We start from the raw sequence: 19,030 nt of genomic DNA, 5'->3' as shown, positions 1-19,030 counted from the left end.
CAGCCACCCACATATAAAAATTAGAAAATTATAGACTCAAAGTTAGGTTAGACGCAACTCCCAATTATTGATTTATAGTTTTTTATTGCCTGACAAAGCATTGCATGATTAAAGCTAATATTTGACCACACTTCTATAGCTTGTTGAGTTATATTTTCATCAAAATTAACTGAGACTCCATACTTCTCCATATCATCTTGGTCTAGCCATAGATAATCACCAATATCAGTCCTTTCCCAGTTATGTCCTTGCTCTAGAGAATTTGATTTGTAAAGTTATAAAGGATGAAATTTTTTATTTCACCCTTAGCTAAAGTTTAATACCTTCTCTCTTTCGGCTCAAACATGGTAATCGCCACCGGTCGATATTGAATATCAATTCCTGCTGGTGAGTAGTAAGCCATTGTGTGTTTGAGAAAGTTTGTATCATCTCGCTGAGAATAATCTTCGCGGAAATGAGCGCCACGACTTTCTTGACGATTTAGGGCTGATGCCAAAATGGTCTGCCCTACTACCATCAAACTTCGTAATTCTAAGGCTTCTACGAGTTCCGTATTCCAGCAATTACCTTTGTCATCTAAATAAATTTGAGGGTATTTTTGTTGTATTTCTTCTAGTTTCTGCAAACCTTCAGTCATTAATACCTCAGTGCGGAAAACACCACAGTACTCAGTCATACAATCCTGAAAAGCTTCACGGACTTGGTTGATGCGGTACTGTCCTGGTTGTTCTAGCAAAGCTTGAATTTGTTGCTGGGCTTGCGTTACATAATGTTGCTCATCTACAGAGGGTAACTTACGTTTTTGCACAAATTTAGCGATCGCAGCCCCAGTCCGCTTACCATAAACGACACACTCCAGTAGTGAATTACTCCCCAAGCGATTTGCACCATGTACGGAAACACAAGATGTTTCACCCGCAGCAAAGAAAGCGTCAACTAAACCATCGCCACTACCACGAACTTGACCATCAGTGTTAACTGGTATACCACCCATACAATAGTGAATTGTCGGGCGAACTGGCATCGGTTGAGTTACTGCGTCAACACCTACTAAACGATGGGCTTCTTCCCAACAAAAGGGAACGCGACTCATAATTTTTTCTTTACCCAGATGGCGTAGATCCAGATAGACAAAGGGGCCGCCAGCACTTCCATCAAGATGAATACCACGTCCAGCGCGAATTTCGTAAGCAATCGCTCGTGAGGTAATATCACGAGGAGCTAGTTCCATACGGCTGGGTGCATAATTCGCCATAAAGCGATCACCTTCACTATTAATCAGATACGCCCCTTCTCCCCGTACCGCTTCTGAAATCAGTACCCCTACCGGATATAAACCAGTGGGATGAAACTGGACAAATTCCATATCTTCCAGGGGTAAACCTGCGATCGCAGTCATTGCCAAACCATCACCCGAAGAAGCGTAATCATTAGAGGTGGTGTTATAAACGCGACCATAACCCCCTGTGGCAAACATCACCGCCTTAGCCCGCACCACCTCTATATGTCCATCCAAAAGATGGAACATTACCACACCCTTCGCCTCATTTTCTTCTAAAATAAGACGCATCACGTACCACTCTTCGTAAACTTGCACCCCATAACGCCGCAAATTGTTAACCAATTCGTGCAAAATCGCATGACCAGTTTTGTCAGCGGCGTAACAAGTGCGGTTGTGGGAATGTCCGCCAAAAGCCCTTTGTGCAATGCGCCCATCGGGTAAGCGAGAAAACAAAACGCCCATGTGTTCCAAGTCAATCACTACATCTGGCGCTTCTTGAGCGAGAATTGCTACAGCATCTTGGTCTGCCAAGTAGTCAGAACCCTTGACAGTATCAAAAGCATGTGCTTCCCAACTATCTTCGGAATCAACATTTTTCAGCGATGCAGCCATACCACCTTGAGCTGCAACCGAGTGAGAACGAATTGGGTGGGTTTTGGCAACCACAGCAATATTTAAACTAGGGTCAGTGCGGGCAATTTCTACAGCAGCGCGACATCCCGCTAATCCACCGCCGACAATAATCACATCGTGTTCCAGCATAATTAGCCCCCTGATTGCAAACCACTGCTGTTCTATTGTAGAGACGTGATTAATCACCTAGTGCGTTGTAACAGTCGCATCTCTACAAAAAAATCCCTGCTTATAGACAGGGAGGTTATAAAAAATTTTGAAATTAGGAGTGAAAAGTTAAAAACAAAGAGTTATGGCACAGATAGAATGACTTATAACTCATAACTCATAACTCATAACTCCTAAATCTTTAGCTAGTTGCTTGTACAGGTTGTTGCTGAGACACATTACCTGGTATGGGTTCCATTTTGGTTCCCGGCCCTACAGGACTGACTTCAATATGATTTAACAAGGTAGTAACAAACGCAAACAACAAGAAAGGTAGCGATAGCAGAACGACGAGACCGGCTGTTGCTAAAGCGTACACGGGCCGCTTGGCACCCATCAGCGCTAAAGCTGATGCCAAACTTAGGGTAATTGTAATCAACCAAACAATTATTTGACCGTAGATATCACCGAAAGTCAGGGTACAGACAAACCGATACTTTTGAATATTATTTTCGCTCATCACATTTGCCTCAAGTCTCTCCTAATAGGTTCTACGTTAGAGCTATGTTTGCCTTGTAGGCAATTTCTAAATATTTTTGCAAGCTTTGTAATATCACTTCACAATCTAGCTGCCTTTGGCGGCAAGGCAGTTATCCTAAAAAACTTCTTCACTTCATAGGAGAGGTCGCAATTGCGATCGCCTCCTTAACAAATACTATCTTAGTTTTAGGTAAAGAGACTATTTGTCATCTGTCAAATTCAGGATATTCAAAATAAATATATAGCAATTCTATTTAATTTGTGAAAATTGCAACCCACAGATTCCCGACTTTGTAAAACTTGTCAGGGATCTTGTTTCTCACGAATGATTCAAGATTGCTATAGTGTTTAATTTTTTGCTAGTAAATATTAACTAGAGATGTCAAGTAAAGTCAGGATGCAAAAACCGATTTTTTGATGTTAAATTTTGAGTATTGCCCGAATTTGTTGACTTAAATCAATAAAAACCTTTATTTTTCGTGGCAACATTGTTTTAGGAGTGAATGTGAATACTATTTTTCTTCGTAAAGGTGTTTTTTGGTTCCCAAGTTTAGCTGCTCTTGCATTCCTGAGTAGCGGTTTATCTGCAAGCGCCCAGACAGTAGACAAGGTGAGCAGTCAGCCATTAACTGAACCTTCTGCAACCGTAGCGTCTCCGAACGAGTTTAGTCTAGAACTAGACACTGAAAGCCAAAATCTCTCTACAGAAATAACTAAGATTTTTACAGTCACAAATTTAACTAAGGTAGAGCAGTTACCTAACACGGTGATGCAGGAAAACTCTAGTGTAACACCCACACCCGTTCCAGGCACAGTGGCAACTTCATCTGCAACGCTCACCTCTGAGTTTGTACAACCAACTTCTCAAACTACTTCTCACCCATCTGCTTCCAAAGTGGCGCAATCGGATATTGATTTAGGTAGAACTACCAGTGGTGGTAGTAGCTATCTTGGTATCGCTGCTAACATTGGTTTGAGTGGTGGTGACACATCTTTGGGCGACGGTAACTTTGCGGTAGTCAGCAAAATCGGACTGACAAATTCTATATCAGTGCGACCCTCAGCCGTATTTGGGGACAACACCACAATTTTACTTCCTATCACCTACGATTTTACCTTCAAATCAGCAGATGCTTTTAGCGAACCATTAGCGATCGCACCTTACATCGGAGTGGGTGCAGCTTATAAAACTGGTGATGATTCGCAATTTGCCTTTTTGGCATCTGCTGGCATTGACGTGCCTCTAACTTCTCAATTTACAGCAACGGCTGCTATAAATGCCGGATTTTTCGATGAAACTGATGTGGGCTTGTTGTTAGGAGTTGGTTACAACTTCAGTGGGCTTTAAAAGTTAAGAGTTAGGAGTTAGGAGTTGGCAATGTTTCACTCATAACTCATCACTCCTAACTCCTAACTTCTATTTAGGGGTAACTTTGTCAATCACCTTGATTGTGCCATCGTCTCCTACTGTCCAAACATCGTATACACCGACGACATCGCCGTTAGCATCAACATCTACGTTGCCGCTGGCTCCTTGGTAGTTAATCTTTTTACCATCTTGAAGTAACTTTAGTCCCTCGCAGACATCAGTAACTTCTGTGCCAGGCCCATCAGCAACTTCCCGAATTTTACTGGCTATACCAACGCCTGTATTTTCTTTAGCAGCTTGCGCCGCCAATGTCAATAAAGCTGCTGCATCCCAAGCTTGAGGAGCGTATTCCCCTGGCGCCCCACCCTTTTTATCCTTCCACAGCTTGTTGAAAGCTTCTAATGCTTTACCATCGGAACCCGGTACTGTACCGATCGCTCCTGTTAAAATATATTTACCATCACCGCCTTTGCCAACTTGTTCGGGAAAAGTCGGTGATTTTACCCCATCTGTCAACAGAATCTGTACTCCCTTTGCCACACCTTGTTGATAGGCGGCTTTCAGGAACAGACTACCAGTTTCCGCATAGAGTACGGCCAGGACTGCATCTGGCTTACCAGCAAAAGCAGCAGCCGCTTCTGTATCAAATGTTTGGGCTTTCGGGTCGTAACGGACAGGCTTATCTTTATTAACTATAGTTCCACCCAATTTTTCAAAAGTTTGCACGAATGCTTTTTCAAACCCTACGCCATAGTCATTATTAATCACGACTGTAGAAACTCGCTTGAAACCTTTTTTTCTGGCAAGTTGGGCTAAAGCTAGTGCTTGGTATGTATCGGGGGGAGCTGTACGTGCCCAAAAGCCTTTATAGTCGCCTTTTTGAGCTTTTTCGGTAAATACGGGACTGGTACTACCAGGAGAAACCAGCATGACTTTATTTGGTGTGGCAATGGAGACTGCTGCACTAGAAACGCTACTGGCAAAGGAACCAACTACACCTGCAACTTTATCCAAAGTTGCTAGTTTGGTCATACCGGCGGCTCCAGCTTTCGGGTCGGTTTGGTCATCTACTTGTACCAAGGTAACAGGTTCACCATTTACCCCACCGCAAGCGTTGACCGTATCGACTAGTAAAGGGACGGAACCTAGCATCTGCTGTCCTACAGAAGCCAAGTCGCCTGTTGTCGGTAGCAGGGAACCAATTTTTAGTCCTTTAGCACCGCTTGTTGTAGTTGAGTTTGCCGCTGGGGTAGCAGTACTTCCGTTGTTAGCTGTACCGCTGGGGGTACCGTTATCACCACAAGCCCCAACTAAAAACCCAGTTGCTAGGATAGTTATACTGAAGGCTAAGGCGGTGCTAATTTTTTTCATAAATTACTCTCACTCCTCAAAATATTTAGGAGCTTAAAAACAAGATCCCAACTATATTTTTAACTTAGCTGGATCTTATCAAGACTCCAAAAGATAAATCATATCATCCATCTTTGGGAGTAGGAGTATTTACCCTGACATTAATATTTATTTTTCTACACAGAATATACTCAGTGTATCAAAGGCTGAAAAACGGAGAGGGAGGGATTCGAACCCTCGGTACGGAGTTGCCTGCCGTACAACAGATTAGCAATCTGCCGCTTTCGACCACTCAGCCACCTCTCCTGACTCACGAATATCAATGTTACCAGACTTGCCAGTAAGAGTCAATAGTTATTTGTCATTGGTCATTTGTCATTGGTCATTGGTTATTTATAAAACACTGATGACTAAAGACTAGGGACAAATGACTAATTTTTTAAAGGACTTGCGATCGCATCCAAGCTATGGGCAAGGTGCGTAACTTTTTCCACTGGGGAACAAAAGCCCGCTGACTGAATACATCGTAATCGTTGCGTTCAATCACCTCCAAAATTTGACCGTACAGCATTGATGCTGCCCACACAGGCCAACGGGCATCGGATGCTAAATAAGTAATTCCCTGGTCGGATGTGGTGTAAAATTGGCGGGCGCGGTCAATTTGAAAGCGCATCAATGCCCGCCAACGCTCATCTACCACGCCTTTGAAGAAGTCTTGCTCGGTATAGTTGAATTTTGCCAAGTCTTCAAGGGGAATGTAGATCCGTCCTCGTTTGGCATCTTCCCCCACATCCCGCAGGATGTTGGTGAGTTGATTGGCAATTCCGAGAGCGATCGCTTCTTCTGTGGGAACATAAGGTTGTTTGTTTTGCCGCCACGGTGCTGCATATATGGTGTTATCCACACCCATAACTGATGTTGACATTAAGCCAACAGTACCAGCAACACGGTAACAGTAGAGGTATAACTCCTCAAAGGTTTCATAACGACTGCGATATAAGTCCATGCGCTGACCGGCAATCATATCCCGAAATGGCTGAATGTCCATCGGAAAGCGCTGGAGGGTATCAACTAAAGCTACATCGTAATTTTCTAATGGGCGTCCCGCAAAAATCGATTCCAGCTGCTGTTCCCATAGGTCTAGGGTTTCTGGCGTGGTAATAGCAGATGCGGGGCCATCCACCAATTCATCTGTACGGCGACACCAAGCGTAAATTGACCAAATAGATTGACGTTTTACCGGACTCATCAGCAAAGTACCCAGGTAAAAAGTCTTGGCATACTTTGCTGTGAGATGCCGACAAAGTTTATATGACTCGTCTACAGAGACCAGCGTTTTCATGCGCGGCGGGGAATCAGGCAGTTGCAGCATTCGTTGCGGGCGGTCGGGTGAGCGTTTGCAGGTTTGAGGAATTTGCTACCGGGAGGGCCTCAGAAATCGCCTGCGCTGTCAGCTTACCAGAAAGTACGGCACCTTCCATACTTGCTAAGTAGCGTTGCATGGTGTAATCCCCGCTGAGATAGAAGTTACTAATGGGGGTTGTTTGCGAGGGACGGTACTGTTGACGACCAGGGGTCGCTTTGTAAACTGAACGGGGCGTTTTCACCACATGAGATTTCAGCAATGTTGCTGGATTGTCTCCCCCAAAGTGGTCGGGGAAGAGTTTTTCTAACTCAGCAATAGTTGCAGCCACAATCTCCTCATCGGATTTGGCAATCCAATCTTTTGCCGGGGCTAGAACTAATTCCAGCATCGAGCGATTGGGGTTGGCGTATTCACGGCAGGTATTGCTCATATCAGCATAAACGCTTAGGAGGGGCGATCGCGAGAATAGCAAGTGATCAATTTGTGTAAGTTTACGATCAAACCACAAATGCACGTTTATCACAGGCACGCCTTCCAATCCTTCTAGCTTTTGGAAAAACTCCATTTCTTTCCAAGGTGCTGGCAAAATCACCTTCAGAGGGTCAACCGGCATGGCAGATACATACAAATCCGCCGTGAAAACTTCATCTTCGTCCCCATTCAACCCCCGAATCAAGTATCCTTTCACGCTACCATCGGCGTTTAGCAAAATCTCTTTTAAAGGGGCATTCAAGCGGACTTTTCCACCACGTTCGGTGATGTAATCCACTAGGGGCTGACACAATCGTTCTGTTGGCGAACCATCCAGAAAGGCCATTTTCGAGCCTTTTTTTTCCTGGAGGAAACGATTGAGGGCAGTTAAAAGAATGGTTGCTGAAATTTCATCTGGGCCGATGAAGTTCAGCGACTTGGCCATGGCAATAAAAACTTCTTTATTGACCCGTTCTGGAATGTTGTGTTTACGCAACCAATCTGTCCAGGAGTATTTGTCCATTTCTTCAACGTACTTTTGCCCCTGAATCATGGCTGGCAATAACCCGATGCCAAAGCGGATTTTTTCTGGCCATGTCAGCATGTCGTTGTTTCGCAGAATTGCCACTATACCATTAATCGGTGCCGGCAAATCTGGGAAATCAAAGCGACTGTAAGTACCTGGTGCATCAGGCTGGTTGAAGATCATTGTGTGTTCTTTCCACTGCAATCGATCTTCAATGTCCAGTTCTTTGAATAACTGCAACATATTTGGATATGCACCAAAGAAGATGTGCAGACCTGTTTCGTACCAGTCTCCATCAGCATCTTTCCACGCGGCCACTTTACCGCCTAGAACGTCTCGACGTTCCAAGACAATGGGTGTGTGACCTGCGTCTGTAAGATATTTCGCGCAGGAAAGTCCTGCTAGTCCCGCTCCCGCGATCGCTACTCGCATGTAACCCTACTGCTCTTCAATATTTCTTAACCGTTTTATCGTTCTCATTATACGTTGCAATCCGTTACATTTGGCAGTTATTGTGCGATCGCTTCCCCAAAAAACTTTTGCTAAAGGGAATTTTACCTACGTGTGCCTGCCCAAATAAATTGCCAATACCATTATTGGTAATAGCTTTGCGGCGTTGCACTTTATCTATATTTACATGCAAGTGATTTAGGGAAACAAAAGTATTTCCTTTGACTGAAAATAGCTAATTTCAAAAATTGTCTTAAAGTAGTTGATTTCTTTGCTAATTTATGTATTTGCTCTGAGGAAATATTTGGGGCATTACTTAAAGACTACTTTGAAAACTTTCCTTTCCCTATAAGGGTGTAGGATAAATGTTTATGTCCTCTAGGTTGAACAACTAAGTTGTTTACCTCACAACTTATAGGTAAAAGATTATGAGTGTATCGCAGGAGCTAAGGCGCTTTGGACATCACCTGATTCTAGGTATTTCCAGCACTACATTAAGCGATGACGATAAACGCGCACTCAATGAATTAAAGCCGATTGGGGTGATATTTTTTGCTAAGAACTTTTTGGATGGCACTCCATATCAGGTTTGGCTGGAAAGCTTCAAGGATTTAAACAGGCAGATACGAGAATACACTGAACGTGATTCCATGTTCATCACTCTTGATCATGAAGGAGGTCGTGTAATTCGTACACCACCGCCAATTACCCGCTTTCCTCATGCCTTATTGCTGCGATCGCACGCTTATGAAGTAGCAAAAGCTACTGCGGTAGAACTAAAATCACTGGGAATCAATTTATCTTGGGCACCTATCGCAGATATTTTTTCCCATCCCGACAACCCCGTGATTGGACCTCGCGCCTTTGGTAACACTCCCGAAACTGCTACTCAAGGTGCCCGTGACTATTACCTTGGAATTCGAGATTCAGGAATTTTGGGATGCGCTAAACACTTCCCCGGACATGGAGACACCAGCAAGGACTCTCACATTGAGCTACCAATACTGAACTTAACTTTAGAAAACCTGCGACTTCGAGAACTTATACCCTTCAGAGCTTTAATCGAACTACAGATTCCTTTGATTATGACTGTCCATATCTTATTTCCCAAGATAGATCCTGAAGTGCCAGCAACCCTTTCCCAGGCTATCCTCAAAACCATACTTAGAGAGGAACTTGGCTTTGAGGGAGTAGTTGTATCTGATGATTTGGATATGAAAGCTATCTCAGATATGTTTATGAAAGCTGGTACTGTGGCACGGTCATTTAATGCAGGCTGCGATCTGTTTATTGTGTCGCGTAATATTAATTCATCATCTATTGAAAGAACTTATCGGATTGCTGAAGATTTTGCTGATTCGCTCAGTAACGGTAGCTTAGATGAAGCAGTGGTAGAAGCAGCTAGAGATAGAATAGACAAACTACTGGCAGTAACACCGCAATATCCCATACATACTTTGGATAAAGATGTATTATTGCAACATGCTCAACTAGCGATCGCTAGTTCCTATTCATAACCCAACGCGCATTCAAGTTGCATATTAGCAATTGCCAACAGGCTAACTAAGATTGCATTTCTTAATTTTGAATTTTAAATTTTGAATTTTAAATTGTTTAGTGGGTGGTATAGGGGTCGAACCTATTTCTGCGGGTTAAAAGCCCGCTGCACAGCCGGTATGCCAACCACCCTAGTTAATTTGAAAAAGAAATGAGCAAGTGCGATTGGATACTTACATCGCAAGCTTTGTAATACCAACACTAGATATATAATCCACCAGGGAGGTACTGCCCCTCCTATTTCTGTGTTATCAGCACAGCGCCTCGCTTTTCGGCTTCAGGTGGATAGGCGGAAGATGGAGGAATTGAACCCCTACAGTTGCCCATACCCTGGTTTTCAAGACCAGTTGCCGTCCATTCAGCGGCATCTTCCATTCAGGGGTGTCTGACGGGACTTGAACCCGCTTTGACTGGTTCCACAAACCAGCGCCTCGACCACTTTGGCTTCAGACACCATCAGTGGAATCAATGGGACTTGAACCCATGACCTCCTGCTTGCAAGGCAGGCGCTCTAGCCAACTGAGCTATGACCCCATCAAATAAGTAAAAAGAGCAAAGTAAAAACTAAAAAGAAAGAGAAATAATTAAATTCATTCTTTTGACTTTTGACTTTTGACTTTTAACTTTTTACTTGTTTAGGCGGGAGTGGTAGGACTTGAACCCACAACTTTCGAGGTAGAAGCTCGAAGCTCTATTCCATTGAGCTACACTCCCAATATTTGGTAGTCCTGGCAGGAATTGAACCCGCGACATTCTTCTTGTAAGGAAGACACTCTACCAATTGAGCTACAGGACTACGCAAGCGAGTGGAGGGACTTGTTCGCGCAGCGTTCTCGAAGAGTACCCACGCACTGAGTATGGCGCACTTAGATGTTACCGATTACATCACACCTGCAAGTTTCAGAGCGGACGGCGAGATTTGAACTCGCACGAAGACGTTGGAAGCGTCTCATGCTGCCGTTACATCACACCCGCATCAAGCTGGTAACAGGAATTGAACCTGCAACCTACTGATTACAAGTCAGTTGCTCTGCCAATTGAGCTACACCAGCACTAATTTTGGTGATGGGGGCAGGAGTCGAACCTGCCGATGTTCAGGTTATGCAGCCCAATGAGCCACCATTGCTCCATCCCCGCATATTCACCAATACCCTTGACTGGATTTGAACCAGCAACCTCTTCGTTCTAAGCGAAGCGCCTCTTCCGTTGGGCTACAAGGGCAAAGTCTGTTCCGTCACAGGAGCATATCGGGATGGCAGGACTCGAACCTGCGACTCCATGCTCCCAAAGCATGGCTTCTCGCCGCTGAATTACATCCCGTTGGTACTCCTGGTGGGAGTCGAACCCACAACGAAACAGATTTTAAGTCTGCCACCTCTTCCAGTTGGGCTACAGGAGCAAATTTTGTTACTCTTGGTGGGAATCGCACCCACAAGATACCGTTTTTGAGACGGCAGCCTCTTCCAGTTGGGCTACAAGAGCAAAGTTTGGCAGCCCCACCAGGGGTCGAACCTGGAATCTTCGCCTTCAAAGGGCGCTATGTTGCCAATTACACCACAGGGCTTTATTGCCAGGGCAGGGTTTGAACCTGCAACCTCATCGTTCAGAGCGATGCGACTTCCCAATTCGTCCACCCGGCAATGAATGGCTGCCTCAGTAGGACTCGAACCTACAACCGCGCGGTTAACAGCCGCTTGCTCTGCCATTGAGCTATGAGGCAACGAAGCCCCCCAGGTCGGAATCGAACCGACGACCTCCTGTTCTTCAGACAGGCGCTAACTACCAACTGAGCTACCAGGGGATAAGGAGGAAAGATGGGTTTTATCCAGTGGACTGGTTTAATTCAACTCGAATCAGCCACTCCATCATCTCTCCCATGTAACGAGAGCGGAGGGATTTGAACCCTCAAATCTTCAGTTTCGTAAACTGAGATGTTATCCAGTTACACCACACTCTCAAGGCGGAGAGGACAGGATTTGAACCTGCGACGGGTATTAAGTACCCGCTTCCTCTTAGCAGGAGGACGCTTTGAGCCACTCAGCCACCTCTCCACAGTGGGTCGAGCAGGATTTGAACCTGCGTGCAAAAAAGAACAGTTTTACAGACTGTCGCCTTCAACCAGACTCGGCCATCGACCCATAATGATTCCCCTGACGGGACTTGAACCCGCAATTTCTGCTTTGAAAGAACAGCGACTTAACCATTCGTCCACAGGGGCATGATTGACGCAGGGACTAGGATTTGAACCCAGAACATCGGATTTGGAGTCACGAGGTGTTACCGTTACACCATCCCTGCATTTGGTGGCAGCGGCGGGATTTGCACCCGCACCAGGGTATGAACCTGGGGCTTTGCTGGTTAAGCTACACTGCGGCACCAGAGGCTGAGGTGAGATTTGAACTCACGATGTCGGTTTTGCTGACCGACGCCTTCGACCGCTTGGCTACTCAGCCATTTGGGAGTCCTGACGAGATTCGCACTCGCAATCTTCAGCTTGAGAGGCTGACGGCTTAAACTATTCGCCTACAGGACTACAACCAGGGTGACGGGACTTGAACCCGCAACATTTCCGCAGACAACGGAACGCTCTAGCCAATTGAGCTACACCCCGATTTTTGGGAATCTGTGCCTAAACTTTGAAGTTTTTAGGCACAGATTTTGTTGGTGAACTTGCCCATTTCTTATTTAGTTTTCAAGGTTCAGATAATTGACTTTTTACTGTTAGAAACTGTTAAGAAAACAACCGAAATTCTAGGTAGCAAGCCTGTTGTGTATTACGGATGTATTCAGTGGTTTTAATGAGTGCAAACTTAGAACTTTTTTCGTTTGTTGCCTCTACTGCCGATGGTTTGCAAGTAAAAGCAGCCTTGTTGATTGGGGACTCTGGTTTATTCCAACGCCTGTCCTTTAGTTGTATGTAAAACATAACTTTGACTCTTGAGAAGCTTTGTCTTTCGCTTCACTACATATATACTACAAAATACTACAAGAGGTGTCAAGGGGTTTCAGAAAAAATTTCTGAAATTGTCTAGAAAAGTTTCTGCACTTATATTTGAGCTTGCTAAACCCTTTGAAAAGTCAAACTACAGCTTATGATTGGGTGAATCTTTAAAAGCCTGACGTGAAAGACAACTACCTCAAGCGACAAAAGATAATTAGTCTTGTCGTGATCGCCTCTAGTATTACAGCTTGTAGTATTGCTCCAGGCACCTCCCCACAATCGGGGTTGAACCAGCCAGTAAGCAAAATCCATATTGCACAAGTTCAAGATCCAGCAAAGAGTCAAATTAATGCCCAATTACCGCCATCAGCCAAAGTAGAAAACCCTACCTTTACAGTCCCAGCGAAATTTCAGGGAAAAACTGTTTATAAGGTGCAACCCAGCAGCAACGAAAAGGTTATTGCTCTCAGCATTGATGATGGGCCTTGGCCAAAGACAACCCTAGAAATGCTGGATATCCTGAAGCAAAATGATGTTAAAGCAACATTCTTTTGGGTAGGACAAGCTTTACAAGCAAATCCAGACTTAGCCAAGCGTGAAGTAGCCGAGGGACACGCCATCGGCAACCATACTTGGCATCATTGGTATCGGCGAATGGATGAAGCCACAGCCAAGAGTGAAATCGATCGCACAGCTGATTTGATATACAAAACTACAGGAGTCAAAACTTTTCTGTTTCGTCCTCCTGGAGGATTTTTAAATAACGGACTTGCCGCTTACGCCAAAAGCCAGAAAGATGCTGTAATTATGTGGTCGCTAACTTCTGCTGATACCGATCCTCACGCCAAACCGCAGGCATTTGTAAATAATGTCCTGAAAGGGGCGAAACCTGGTTTTATTGTTTTAATGCATGATGGTGGTGGCGATCGCCAAAGAACTGTACAAGCTTTGCCACAAATCATCAGCGGACTCAAACAGCAAGGCTACCGATTTGTGACAATTCCTGAACTACTAAAAATGGCGCAATAAAGGGTGAGAAATTCTCTTCATCTGATTTTAGATTTTAAATTTGGGATTTTGGATTACTCAATCCAAAATCCCAAAATGTTTGTTCTCGCAGCATCTCCAAGAGTTACCCCCGAATTTAAACGTGAGAACAAATCTAAAATCCAAAATCCACAATCCAAAATTGAGTCACCCAACTATTTCGTTTATTCACTCATCACAGAAGCACAAGATTGAGCTTCCTGCCAAAGTTTGTGCAAAAAGAACTCAGCGCGATCGCTCATAGTGGTGACAAACACACCAACAGAATCCTTAGAACAAGCTGATAGCCAAGAACCCCGCAGGGTGACTTCCATATATTCGGCATCGCATGCACAGAGGGCAATAATTTCTCTGTCATCTCTTTTTACCTCAGACCTCAGTACTTCTACTCCTGGCAAATCAACAGGAAGCAAAAAGGAAGCGGTAGTGGGTTCAATGCACAAACTTTGCCCAACTCGCAGGGCTAAAATCACTCGCTGCGCTACCCATTCTTCTAGCGACAGAGTGATACATTCCAAATCAAAACTGCTTTCAGTGTACGTTAATTTCAGCATTCCTTATGCTCTCCTGTTATTCCAGGTTTGCTTGCATATCTATCCAAAACTGTTCAGCAAAAGAAATCGCGGGGTGAATTGGCGCTTTTGGTTTGGTACGCAGTTGCATACCAGCTTCAAACAGAGTGCGATCGCCTTTACAGGAGTTACATCTTTCACAAGCTGCGACTACGTTATCCCAAGTGTGAGAACCGCCTTTAGAACGCGGCATCACATGATCTAGCGTTAGATGTTTGCTGCTGCCGCAATATTGGCAACTGTGATGATCTCGTCGCAATACTTCTCGCCGATTGACTGGCGGAACTTTCCACATCCGCTCATTAGAAGTGATTGTCAAGCGAATATGTTTTGGCACATCAATTACCAAACTGGGTGAGTGAACTTGCCATCCGCTTTCTGTGGTAAAACCCAGCGGTTGCGCCTTGTTGGTCACTAACAGCACAATCGCCCGCTTGATATTGACCCGACATAGTGGCAAGTAATTTTGAGAAAACACCACCACAGATTGCTCTAACACTTGCATTGCGTTCGCGCCGCGCATGGAAGATATCGTCACAGCTTAACTCCTTATAAAAAAACCCCCGCTTCAAGTTTTCGGTGAAGCGGGGGTTAGAATTGACCGGAAAATTTTCTGGTCTCATATCGGTACAGGATTCCTTCGCCTGTACCCCCCGCTTTTTTGATTTAGTTGTGGTTTTGCAATTAGTGCACTAATGCCTACATACTTATAATCATCATTACCCTCTGTGATTTGCCCATGATTTCGGCTACCATCGCCCATAAATAAATACTCCACTTCCATAGCAGCTGATTCCCAATTGGTTCCGCAATTGGTAGCGCACAAAATTGAAGTAGAGATGGGGTAAATGGATTTCACAGAAAATTTCACCTATTGAACATTCCTTTAAACATACTACACTTGTATTACTATCCTGTCTATACCTTTAAGGAGAAAAACTGATGCATACGATCGCTCGCACCCCAACCACCGATATGGAAGTTACCAGCATTCGCCTAGAGCGGGAACTCAAAGATAAGCTCAAAGAAATAGCTGGGAATCAGGGATATCAAGCTCTGATCCGAGATATCCTTTGGAATTATGTCCAGCAAAAATCAGGTGAGTGGAAACCTCGATTTTCGCGATCCGACATTCGAGCTAGCATAGCTGCCACAGCTCAGCAAGAAGAACGCTGTGTACTTACAGGTCAACTAATTCAACCCCAAGAACCGATGTTGTTAGGACTGACGAGGAATGGCGATATGGTTCCTCTGAGTGTCGAGAGCTTGGCTGGATAAACCTCGTCCATTTTCAAACCTGGGGTAGGGCGGGCATCTAGCCCGCCACTACCAGTAGCGACTACAAAATGCTCTTACTACTTTAAAAAATATAGTTCTGAAAATAGATGTGGTTTAGTTTTATATTCAGACGAATGCAGCCTAGTTATTTTTACTAATAACTGGGCTGCATTCAAAATTTAGCCAGAACTGCCGCAACCTCTAATGAGCAAGAATTTATTTAAATTTAAGCTCTACTCCAAATTTCTGCCACAGGTTGAGAGCAAGACGCTCACGAACTCGCTACCACAGTTACGCTATCAGTGTAGGTTTGAACACGAGTGTGTCTCGTTGGCGCAGCCTCTCGTAGAGAAGAGAAGCCTACACTGCAAGAGCAACCTCCTCGTGCCTCCTTTGATATTTTACTGAGAGTTACGGAGATATAAAGAGTAGCTTGTTAAACCTATTAGTTTTTTCAAGAAATGTAATAAAGCTTTATAAAGCAAGTTACGTAATTTTACGCGCTCAAAAGGGTAATTTTGCTGTAATTCTAGAGAAATTACGGTTTATGTATACTTACAGACAGGATAAAGTTAGTAAATTATTTCAAGATAGAGCAGTTAAAAATAAGCTAACTTAAGCATTTATAGGATATCTTAAGTATTTTATTACTTATGTAACAATGTAGCAATTTGCTTGATGTAGTGGAAATTTGGTCATCTGAGATAGAAAAGGGCTATAACAGGTGAGAGAAAGTATTCACACAAAATTTGTTAATTATCAGGGTGTAGCAACACAACTAAAGGTGAAGAATATGCCAAGAGGTTGGGTGCAAGAACAATGGGGTTATTATCCGAGGGCGTGCCAAAAATGAAAAAGCCTCTATCATCGCCGCCACATTACGTAGATAACATAGATCGACTACAACCTTACCAAGTCAAGCTGATGCAGCATCAGGAAGAACCTGCCCGCGAGTTGGTACAAAAGATTAACCAAATCATCGCTAATAGCTCTGCTACGGCTTTGATGCTGCGAGAGATTGCCCAATTGCTAGGAGTTGCTTTTCAAGTAGATTGCTGCTGCTTGGTTTCTGTGGCGGATGAGACATCTGACGAAGCAACTACTACTAATTGGTGTGCTGATGAGTATCTAGGGTTGCCACACCCAGAAGAAATGTTTTCGATGGAACAGTTGCTTATGCACTCGCCAGTGCTGCAATGTGCTGCCCAACCATTGACTATTGAAGACATTTCGATCGTTCAAAATAGTTTGGTAATTGGGTGTCAATATTTGCCACTACCGATAAAAGCGGTTTTGGCAATTCCCACTCGGTTTGGTGGCAATAATAATGGAGTGATTAATCTGATTAAATTCCAACCTTATGAATGGAGTGAATCAGAAAAACAATTACTCAAAGAAGTGGAGTCGGCTTGCGCGATCGCTTTTTCTGGAGTTGCACAAGCTCAACAAATTACTCATCAAGAGCAGTCCCTGCAAAAAAGCAACCAGCATCAAAGCTTGATCAAGCAATTAACTATATTGAGTCGCAGCAACTTGGAGCTGAATCAAATGCTCCAGTTAGTTATCGCCTCGACAGCCGAATCTCTACAGGCAGATCGGGGTTTGCTCATATTACTGAAATATACAGATCCACTATTTAAGACTCAAGCTAAAAAACAAATTCCCAAAGCGAAAGCTAGTGTAATCGCTGAATGGGCTAGAGAAACACAAAATTCCGGCACTAGTAAACTAGACACCTTAGCTCAGTCTTTCTTGATTTCAGACTGTGGTTTATGCCAGCGTGCCTTCATGGATTCTGGAAAACCAGTAATCTTCGATGACTATACAGACCAAAACGAGACCTTGACAGCTACTCCATTATTTGCAATAGAAGAATTACCTGCGGTACTTTTAGTGCCATTGGAGAGTCAAGGTAAAATTTTAGGATTCTTGGTGCTACAGCAATCTGTGATTCGCAATTGGCAACCAGCAGAATTAAATCTTGTGGAAATGGTTTGCGCTCAAGTGAGTAACGCCATAATTCAGTCACAGACATTGCGCCAAGTGCAAACCTTGGTAGATGAACGGACGGCGAAACTCCAGAGTAGTCTGGAACTCCAAGCGAAATTGCATGAAAGAACACGGCAGTATGTCGAGCAGCTACGGAAACTCAATGAACTCAAAGATGAATTTTTGAGTAACATGAGCGATCGCCTACGCTATCCTTTGACAAATATGCTGATGTCAATAAAAAACTTGCGTTTGCCAGGAGTAGCGCCAGAGCGTCAGGGTAGATATCTAGATATTCTTGAGCAGGAATGTTCAAAGGAAATCAACTTGATTAATGACTTGTTGACACTCCAAAAGCTAGAGTCGCCTCACGAAGCGCCGCAATTAGAATCTATAGATTTAAATACTAGAATTCAGGATATAGCAGCATCTTTTGAGAAAAAACTTGGCGAAAAAGGATTAAAGATTTCTGTAGATTTGCCGGAGGAATCGCTCAAACTGCAAACTGAACTGGAGAGTTTTGACCGCATCCTGCAAGAATTGTTAACGAATGCCTGTAAATACTCAGAACCTGATACAATAGTCCGCCTTGAAGCGGCTCACCGAGTCGAGCAACAAATCGATCAAGTTATCATGAAGGTGACGAATACAGGACGTGCCATCTCTGAAGAAGAAGCGACCTACATCTTTGATAAGTTCCGTCGTGGAAAAGGGCGCTGGACTCCAGGGACTGGCTTGGGACTTGCTTTAGTCAAGTCTTTAGTGCAGCATCTGAATGGAGTGATCGCTGTTGAAAGTCTCCCAATTTCGGATTCTGAACAGAGCGAAATTTGCTTCACCTTGACTCTGCCCCAATTTTCTGACGAAAGCAAACCATAATTCTGAAAGTGACTAAAAAACAGAACACAACAGAGAACCCTGATTTGCAATCTTCCACTGATGACACCAACCTAGAAGGGGATCTGTCTACTCAGGTAGAAGTTCAAATTGAGAAAATAGCAGAGCGACAGCGGCAAATCAGTGCTAAAGTCCAAATTCCCCACCCAGTGGAGCAAATCTGGAAGGTTCTGACAAATTATGAAGCCTTACCTGACTTCCTCCCCAACCTCGCCAAGAGTTGTCTAATTGAGCATCCCGATGGTGGAATTCGGCTGGAGCAAGTAGGCTCCCAACGCTTACTGAATTTCAACTTTTGTGCGCGGGTAGTTCTAGATTTGGAAGAATGCTTTCCTAAAGCAATTAATTTTCGCATGGTAGAGGGAGATTTTAAAGGCTTTTCTGGTAGCTGGTGCTTAGAGCCTTATTCTTTCGGTGAGTATCTAGGAACAAATCTGTCCTACACAATTCAAGTTTGGCCTAAACTCACTATGCCAGTGGGAATTATTGAAAATCGCCTGAGCAAAGATTTGCGGTTAAATCTTTTGGCTATTCACCAACGTGTAGAAGAACTAGCCAGCAAAGAGCCGTATGCATAACAACAATTAAACCATCATTCAGGTGTATTCCTGGATG

At 44.0% G+C, this 19,030-nt stretch carries 14 protein-coding genes and 26 tRNA genes; 6 read left to right on the top strand and 34 right to left on the bottom strand.

Translation table 11 applies throughout. From position 1 onward, the window contains the following. Nucleotides 1-316: 316 nt before the first annotated feature. Complete coding sequence (locus HWQ40_RS29680) at nt 317-2,044, bottom strand: succinate dehydrogenase/fumarate reductase flavoprotein subunit (protein ID WP_292785270.1); 1,728 nt, start codon at nt 2,042-2,044, stop codon at nt 317-319. Nucleotides 2,045-2,264: 220 nt separating this feature from the next. After that, nucleotides 2,265-2,582, bottom strand: a complete 318-nt coding sequence (locus HWQ40_RS29675; RefSeq protein WP_099102821.1) for a hypothetical protein — start codon at nt 2,580-2,582, stop codon at nt 2,265-2,267. Nucleotides 2,583-3,107: 525 nt separating this feature from the next. On the opposite strand from HWQ40_RS29675, the gene HWQ40_RS29670 reads away from it, so the two are divergent. After that, nucleotides 3,108-3,950 (top strand): hypothetical protein, encoded by an 843-nt coding sequence (locus HWQ40_RS29670; RefSeq protein WP_292785268.1) that lies wholly within the window; start codon nt 3,108-3,110, stop codon nt 3,948-3,950. Between the two features lie 69 nt (nt 3,951-4,019). On the opposite strand, the gene HWQ40_RS29665 is transcribed toward HWQ40_RS29670, so the two are convergent. The 5 genes from HWQ40_RS29665 to HWQ40_RS29645 form a co-directional block, all read right to left on the bottom strand. Continuing rightward, complete coding sequence (locus HWQ40_RS29665; protein WP_292785266.1) at nt 4,020-5,342, bottom strand: ABC transporter substrate-binding protein; 1,323 nt, start codon at nt 5,340-5,342, stop codon at nt 4,020-4,022. Between the two features lie 193 nt (nt 5,343-5,535). Then, nucleotides 5,536-5,627, bottom strand: a tRNA-Ser gene (locus tag HWQ40_RS29660). 133 nt (nt 5,628-5,760) lie between these two features. Then, on the bottom strand, nt 5,761-6,693 hold the full coding sequence (gene crtB / locus HWQ40_RS29655; protein WP_292785264.1) for a 15-cis-phytoene synthase CrtB: 933 nt from the start codon (nt 6,691-6,693) through the stop codon (nt 5,761-5,763). Then, nucleotides 6,677-8,116 (bottom strand): 15-cis-phytoene desaturase, encoded by a 1,440-nt coding sequence (gene pds / locus HWQ40_RS29650; RefSeq protein ID WP_292785262.1) that lies wholly within the window; start codon nt 8,114-8,116, stop codon nt 6,677-6,679. Before pds ends, crtB begins: the two co-directional genes overlap by 17 nt. A 64-nt stretch (nt 8,117-8,180) precedes the next feature. After that, nucleotides 8,181-8,306 carry a hypothetical protein gene (locus HWQ40_RS29645; protein ID WP_292785260.1) on the bottom strand — a complete coding sequence of 42 codons (126 nt, stop codon included), beginning with the start codon at nt 8,304-8,306 and terminating at the stop codon, nt 8,181-8,183. A gap of 256 nt (nt 8,307-8,562) precedes the next feature. Here HWQ40_RS29645 and HWQ40_RS29640 point away from each other — a divergent pair, with 256 nt between their 5' ends. Then, nucleotides 8,563-9,651, top strand: coding sequence for a glycoside hydrolase family 3 protein (locus HWQ40_RS29640; RefSeq protein WP_292785258.1), 1,089 nt, complete (start codon nt 8,563-8,565; stop codon nt 9,649-9,651). Nucleotides 9,652-9,752: 101 nt separating this feature from the next. Here HWQ40_RS29640 and HWQ40_RS29635 read toward each other — a convergent pair. From HWQ40_RS29635 to HWQ40_RS29515, 25 genes are all read right to left on the bottom strand, one after another. After that, nucleotides 9,753-9,823 (bottom strand) — tRNA-Lys (locus HWQ40_RS29635). Nucleotides 9,824-9,981: 158 nt separating this feature from the next. Next, a tRNA-OTHER gene (locus tag HWQ40_RS29630) sits at nt 9,982-10,064 on the bottom strand. A 7-nt stretch (nt 10,065-10,071) separates the two neighbouring features. Beyond that, nucleotides 10,072-10,145: transfer RNA gene (locus HWQ40_RS29625), tRNA-His, on the bottom strand. Between the two features lie 6 nt (nt 10,146-10,151). After that, nucleotides 10,152-10,225: transfer RNA gene (locus tag HWQ40_RS29620), tRNA-Ala, on the bottom strand. Between the two features lie 106 nt (nt 10,226-10,331). Then, nucleotides 10,332-10,405, bottom strand: a tRNA-Arg gene (locus HWQ40_RS29615). 6 nt (nt 10,406-10,411) lie between these two features. Continuing rightward, nucleotides 10,412-10,487, bottom strand: a tRNA-Val gene (locus tag HWQ40_RS29610). Nucleotides 10,488-10,595: 108 nt separating this feature from the next. Further along, nucleotides 10,596-10,666: transfer RNA gene (locus HWQ40_RS29605), tRNA-Gly, on the bottom strand. A 4-nt stretch (nt 10,667-10,670) separates the two neighbouring features. After that, nucleotides 10,671-10,743 (bottom strand) — tRNA-Thr (locus HWQ40_RS29600). Between the two features lie 96 nt (nt 10,744-10,839). Further along, a tRNA-Leu gene (locus tag HWQ40_RS29595) sits at nt 10,840-10,912 on the bottom strand. 26 nt (nt 10,913-10,938) lie between these two features. Continuing rightward, nucleotides 10,939-11,011, bottom strand: a tRNA-Pro gene (locus HWQ40_RS29590). Nucleotide 11,012: 1 nt separating this feature from the next. Further along, nucleotides 11,013-11,090, bottom strand: a tRNA-Leu gene (locus HWQ40_RS29585). 9 nt (nt 11,091-11,099) lie between these two features. Next, nucleotides 11,100-11,173: transfer RNA gene (locus tag HWQ40_RS29580), tRNA-Leu, on the bottom strand. A gap of 6 nt (nt 11,174-11,179) precedes the next feature. Further along, a tRNA-Gln gene (locus HWQ40_RS29575) sits at nt 11,180-11,255 on the bottom strand. Nucleotides 11,256-11,258: 3 nt separating this feature from the next. Beyond that, nucleotides 11,259-11,331 (bottom strand) — tRNA-Gln (locus HWQ40_RS29570). A 5-nt stretch (nt 11,332-11,336) separates the two neighbouring features. Further along, a tRNA-Asn gene (locus tag HWQ40_RS29565) sits at nt 11,337-11,411 on the bottom strand. A 6-nt stretch (nt 11,412-11,417) separates the two neighbouring features. Beyond that, nucleotides 11,418-11,492, bottom strand: a tRNA-Phe gene (locus tag HWQ40_RS29560). A gap of 81 nt (nt 11,493-11,573) precedes the next feature. Beyond that, a tRNA-Arg gene (locus HWQ40_RS29555) sits at nt 11,574-11,648 on the bottom strand. A 4-nt stretch (nt 11,649-11,652) separates the two neighbouring features. Further along, nucleotides 11,653-11,742 (bottom strand) — tRNA-Ser (locus HWQ40_RS29550). A gap of 4 nt (nt 11,743-11,746) precedes the next feature. Beyond that, nucleotides 11,747-11,829: transfer RNA gene (locus tag HWQ40_RS29545), tRNA-Tyr, on the bottom strand. Nucleotides 11,830-11,836: 7 nt separating this feature from the next. Further along, a tRNA-Glu gene (locus HWQ40_RS29540) sits at nt 11,837-11,908 on the bottom strand. Nucleotides 11,909-11,917: 9 nt separating this feature from the next. Next, a tRNA-Trp gene (locus HWQ40_RS29535) sits at nt 11,918-11,989 on the bottom strand. A 3-nt stretch (nt 11,990-11,992) separates the two neighbouring features. Beyond that, nucleotides 11,993-12,064, bottom strand: a tRNA-Met gene (locus HWQ40_RS29530). A gap of 7 nt (nt 12,065-12,071) precedes the next feature. Next, nucleotides 12,072-12,144, bottom strand: a tRNA-Cys gene (locus HWQ40_RS29525). A gap of 3 nt (nt 12,145-12,147) precedes the next feature. Then, nucleotides 12,148-12,224: transfer RNA gene (locus HWQ40_RS29520), tRNA-Glu, on the bottom strand. A 4-nt stretch (nt 12,225-12,228) separates the two neighbouring features. Continuing rightward, nucleotides 12,229-12,302: transfer RNA gene (locus HWQ40_RS29515), tRNA-Asp, on the bottom strand. Nucleotides 12,303-12,812: 510 nt separating this feature from the next. Between HWQ40_RS29515 and HWQ40_RS29510 the strand changes: the two genes are divergently transcribed. Then, entirely contained in the window at nt 12,813-13,661 is an 849-nt protein-coding gene (locus tag HWQ40_RS29510) for a polysaccharide deacetylase family protein (RefSeq protein ID WP_292785256.1), read from the top strand. Nucleotides 13,662-13,843: 182 nt separating this feature from the next. Here the strand turns inward: HWQ40_RS29510 and HWQ40_RS29505 are convergent, their stop codons facing one another. Beyond that, entirely contained in the window at nt 13,844-14,233 is a 390-nt protein-coding gene (locus HWQ40_RS29505) for an alr0857 family protein (protein WP_292785254.1), read from the bottom strand. Between the two features lie 16 nt (nt 14,234-14,249). After that, nucleotides 14,250-14,756 (bottom strand): HNH endonuclease, encoded by a 507-nt coding sequence (locus tag HWQ40_RS29500; RefSeq protein WP_292785521.1) that lies wholly within the window; start codon nt 14,754-14,756, stop codon nt 14,250-14,252. Between the two features lie 437 nt (nt 14,757-15,193). Here HWQ40_RS29500 and HWQ40_RS29490 point away from each other — a divergent pair, with 437 nt between their 5' ends. From HWQ40_RS29490 to HWQ40_RS29480, 3 genes are all read left to right on the top strand, one after another. Next, on the top strand, nt 15,194-15,529 hold the full coding sequence (locus HWQ40_RS29490; RefSeq protein WP_094347436.1) for a hypothetical protein: 336 nt from the start codon (nt 15,194-15,196) through the stop codon (nt 15,527-15,529). Between the two features lie 849 nt (nt 15,530-16,378). Beyond that, a complete protein-coding gene (locus tag HWQ40_RS29485) occupies nt 16,379-18,397 on the top strand; it encodes a GAF domain-containing sensor histidine kinase (protein WP_292785250.1) in 2,019 nt (672 codons plus the stop codon). A gap of 8 nt (nt 18,398-18,405) precedes the next feature. Then, complete coding sequence (locus HWQ40_RS29480) at nt 18,406-18,993, top strand: SRPBCC family protein (protein WP_292785249.1); 588 nt, start codon at nt 18,406-18,408, stop codon at nt 18,991-18,993. The last annotated feature ends 37 nt before the right edge of the window (nt 18,994-19,030 follow it).

The sequence above is a fragment of the Nostoc sp. NMS9 genome, from assembly GCF_017114995.1.
Taxonomy (GTDB): domain Bacteria; phylum Cyanobacteriota; class Cyanobacteriia; order Cyanobacteriales; family Nostocaceae; genus Nostoc.
The sequence above is the reverse complement of the archived record's forward strand: the minus strand, read 5'-3'. Positions and strand labels throughout refer to the sequence as shown.

Coding starts and splice junctions, on each gene's coding strand:
- HWQ40_RS29675 (WP_099102821.1), bottom strand. CDS start 2,582: ATGAGCGAAAATAATATTCAAAAGTATCGGTTTGTCTGTACCCTGACT.
- HWQ40_RS29485 (WP_292785250.1), top strand. CDS start 16,379: ATGAAAAAGCCTCTATCATCGCCGCCACATTACGTAGATAACATAGAT.
- pds (WP_292785262.1), bottom strand. CDS start 8,116: ATGCGAGTAGCGATCGCGGGAGCGGGACTAGCAGGACTTTCCTGCGCG.
- HWQ40_RS29500 (WP_292785521.1), bottom strand. CDS start 14,756: ATGCAAGTGTTAGAGCAATCTGTGGTGGTGTTTTCTCAAAATTACTTG.
- HWQ40_RS29505 (WP_292785254.1), bottom strand. CDS start 14,233: ATGCTGAAATTAACGTACACTGAAAGCAGTTTTGATTTGGAATGTATC.
- HWQ40_RS29640 (WP_292785258.1), top strand. CDS start 8,563: ATGAGTGTATCGCAGGAGCTAAGGCGCTTTGGACATCACCTGATTCTA.
- HWQ40_RS29680 (WP_292785270.1), bottom strand. CDS start 2,044: ATGCTGGAACACGATGTGATTATTGTCGGCGGTGGATTAGCGGGATGT.
- crtB (WP_292785264.1), bottom strand. CDS start 6,693: ATGCTGCAACTGCCTGATTCCCCGCCGCGCATGAAAACGCTGGTCTCT.
- HWQ40_RS29490 (WP_094347436.1), top strand. CDS start 15,194: ATGCATACGATCGCTCGCACCCCAACCACCGATATGGAAGTTACCAGC.
- HWQ40_RS29665 (WP_292785266.1), bottom strand. CDS start 5,342: ATGAAAAAAATTAGCACCGCCTTAGCCTTCAGTATAACTATCCTAGCA.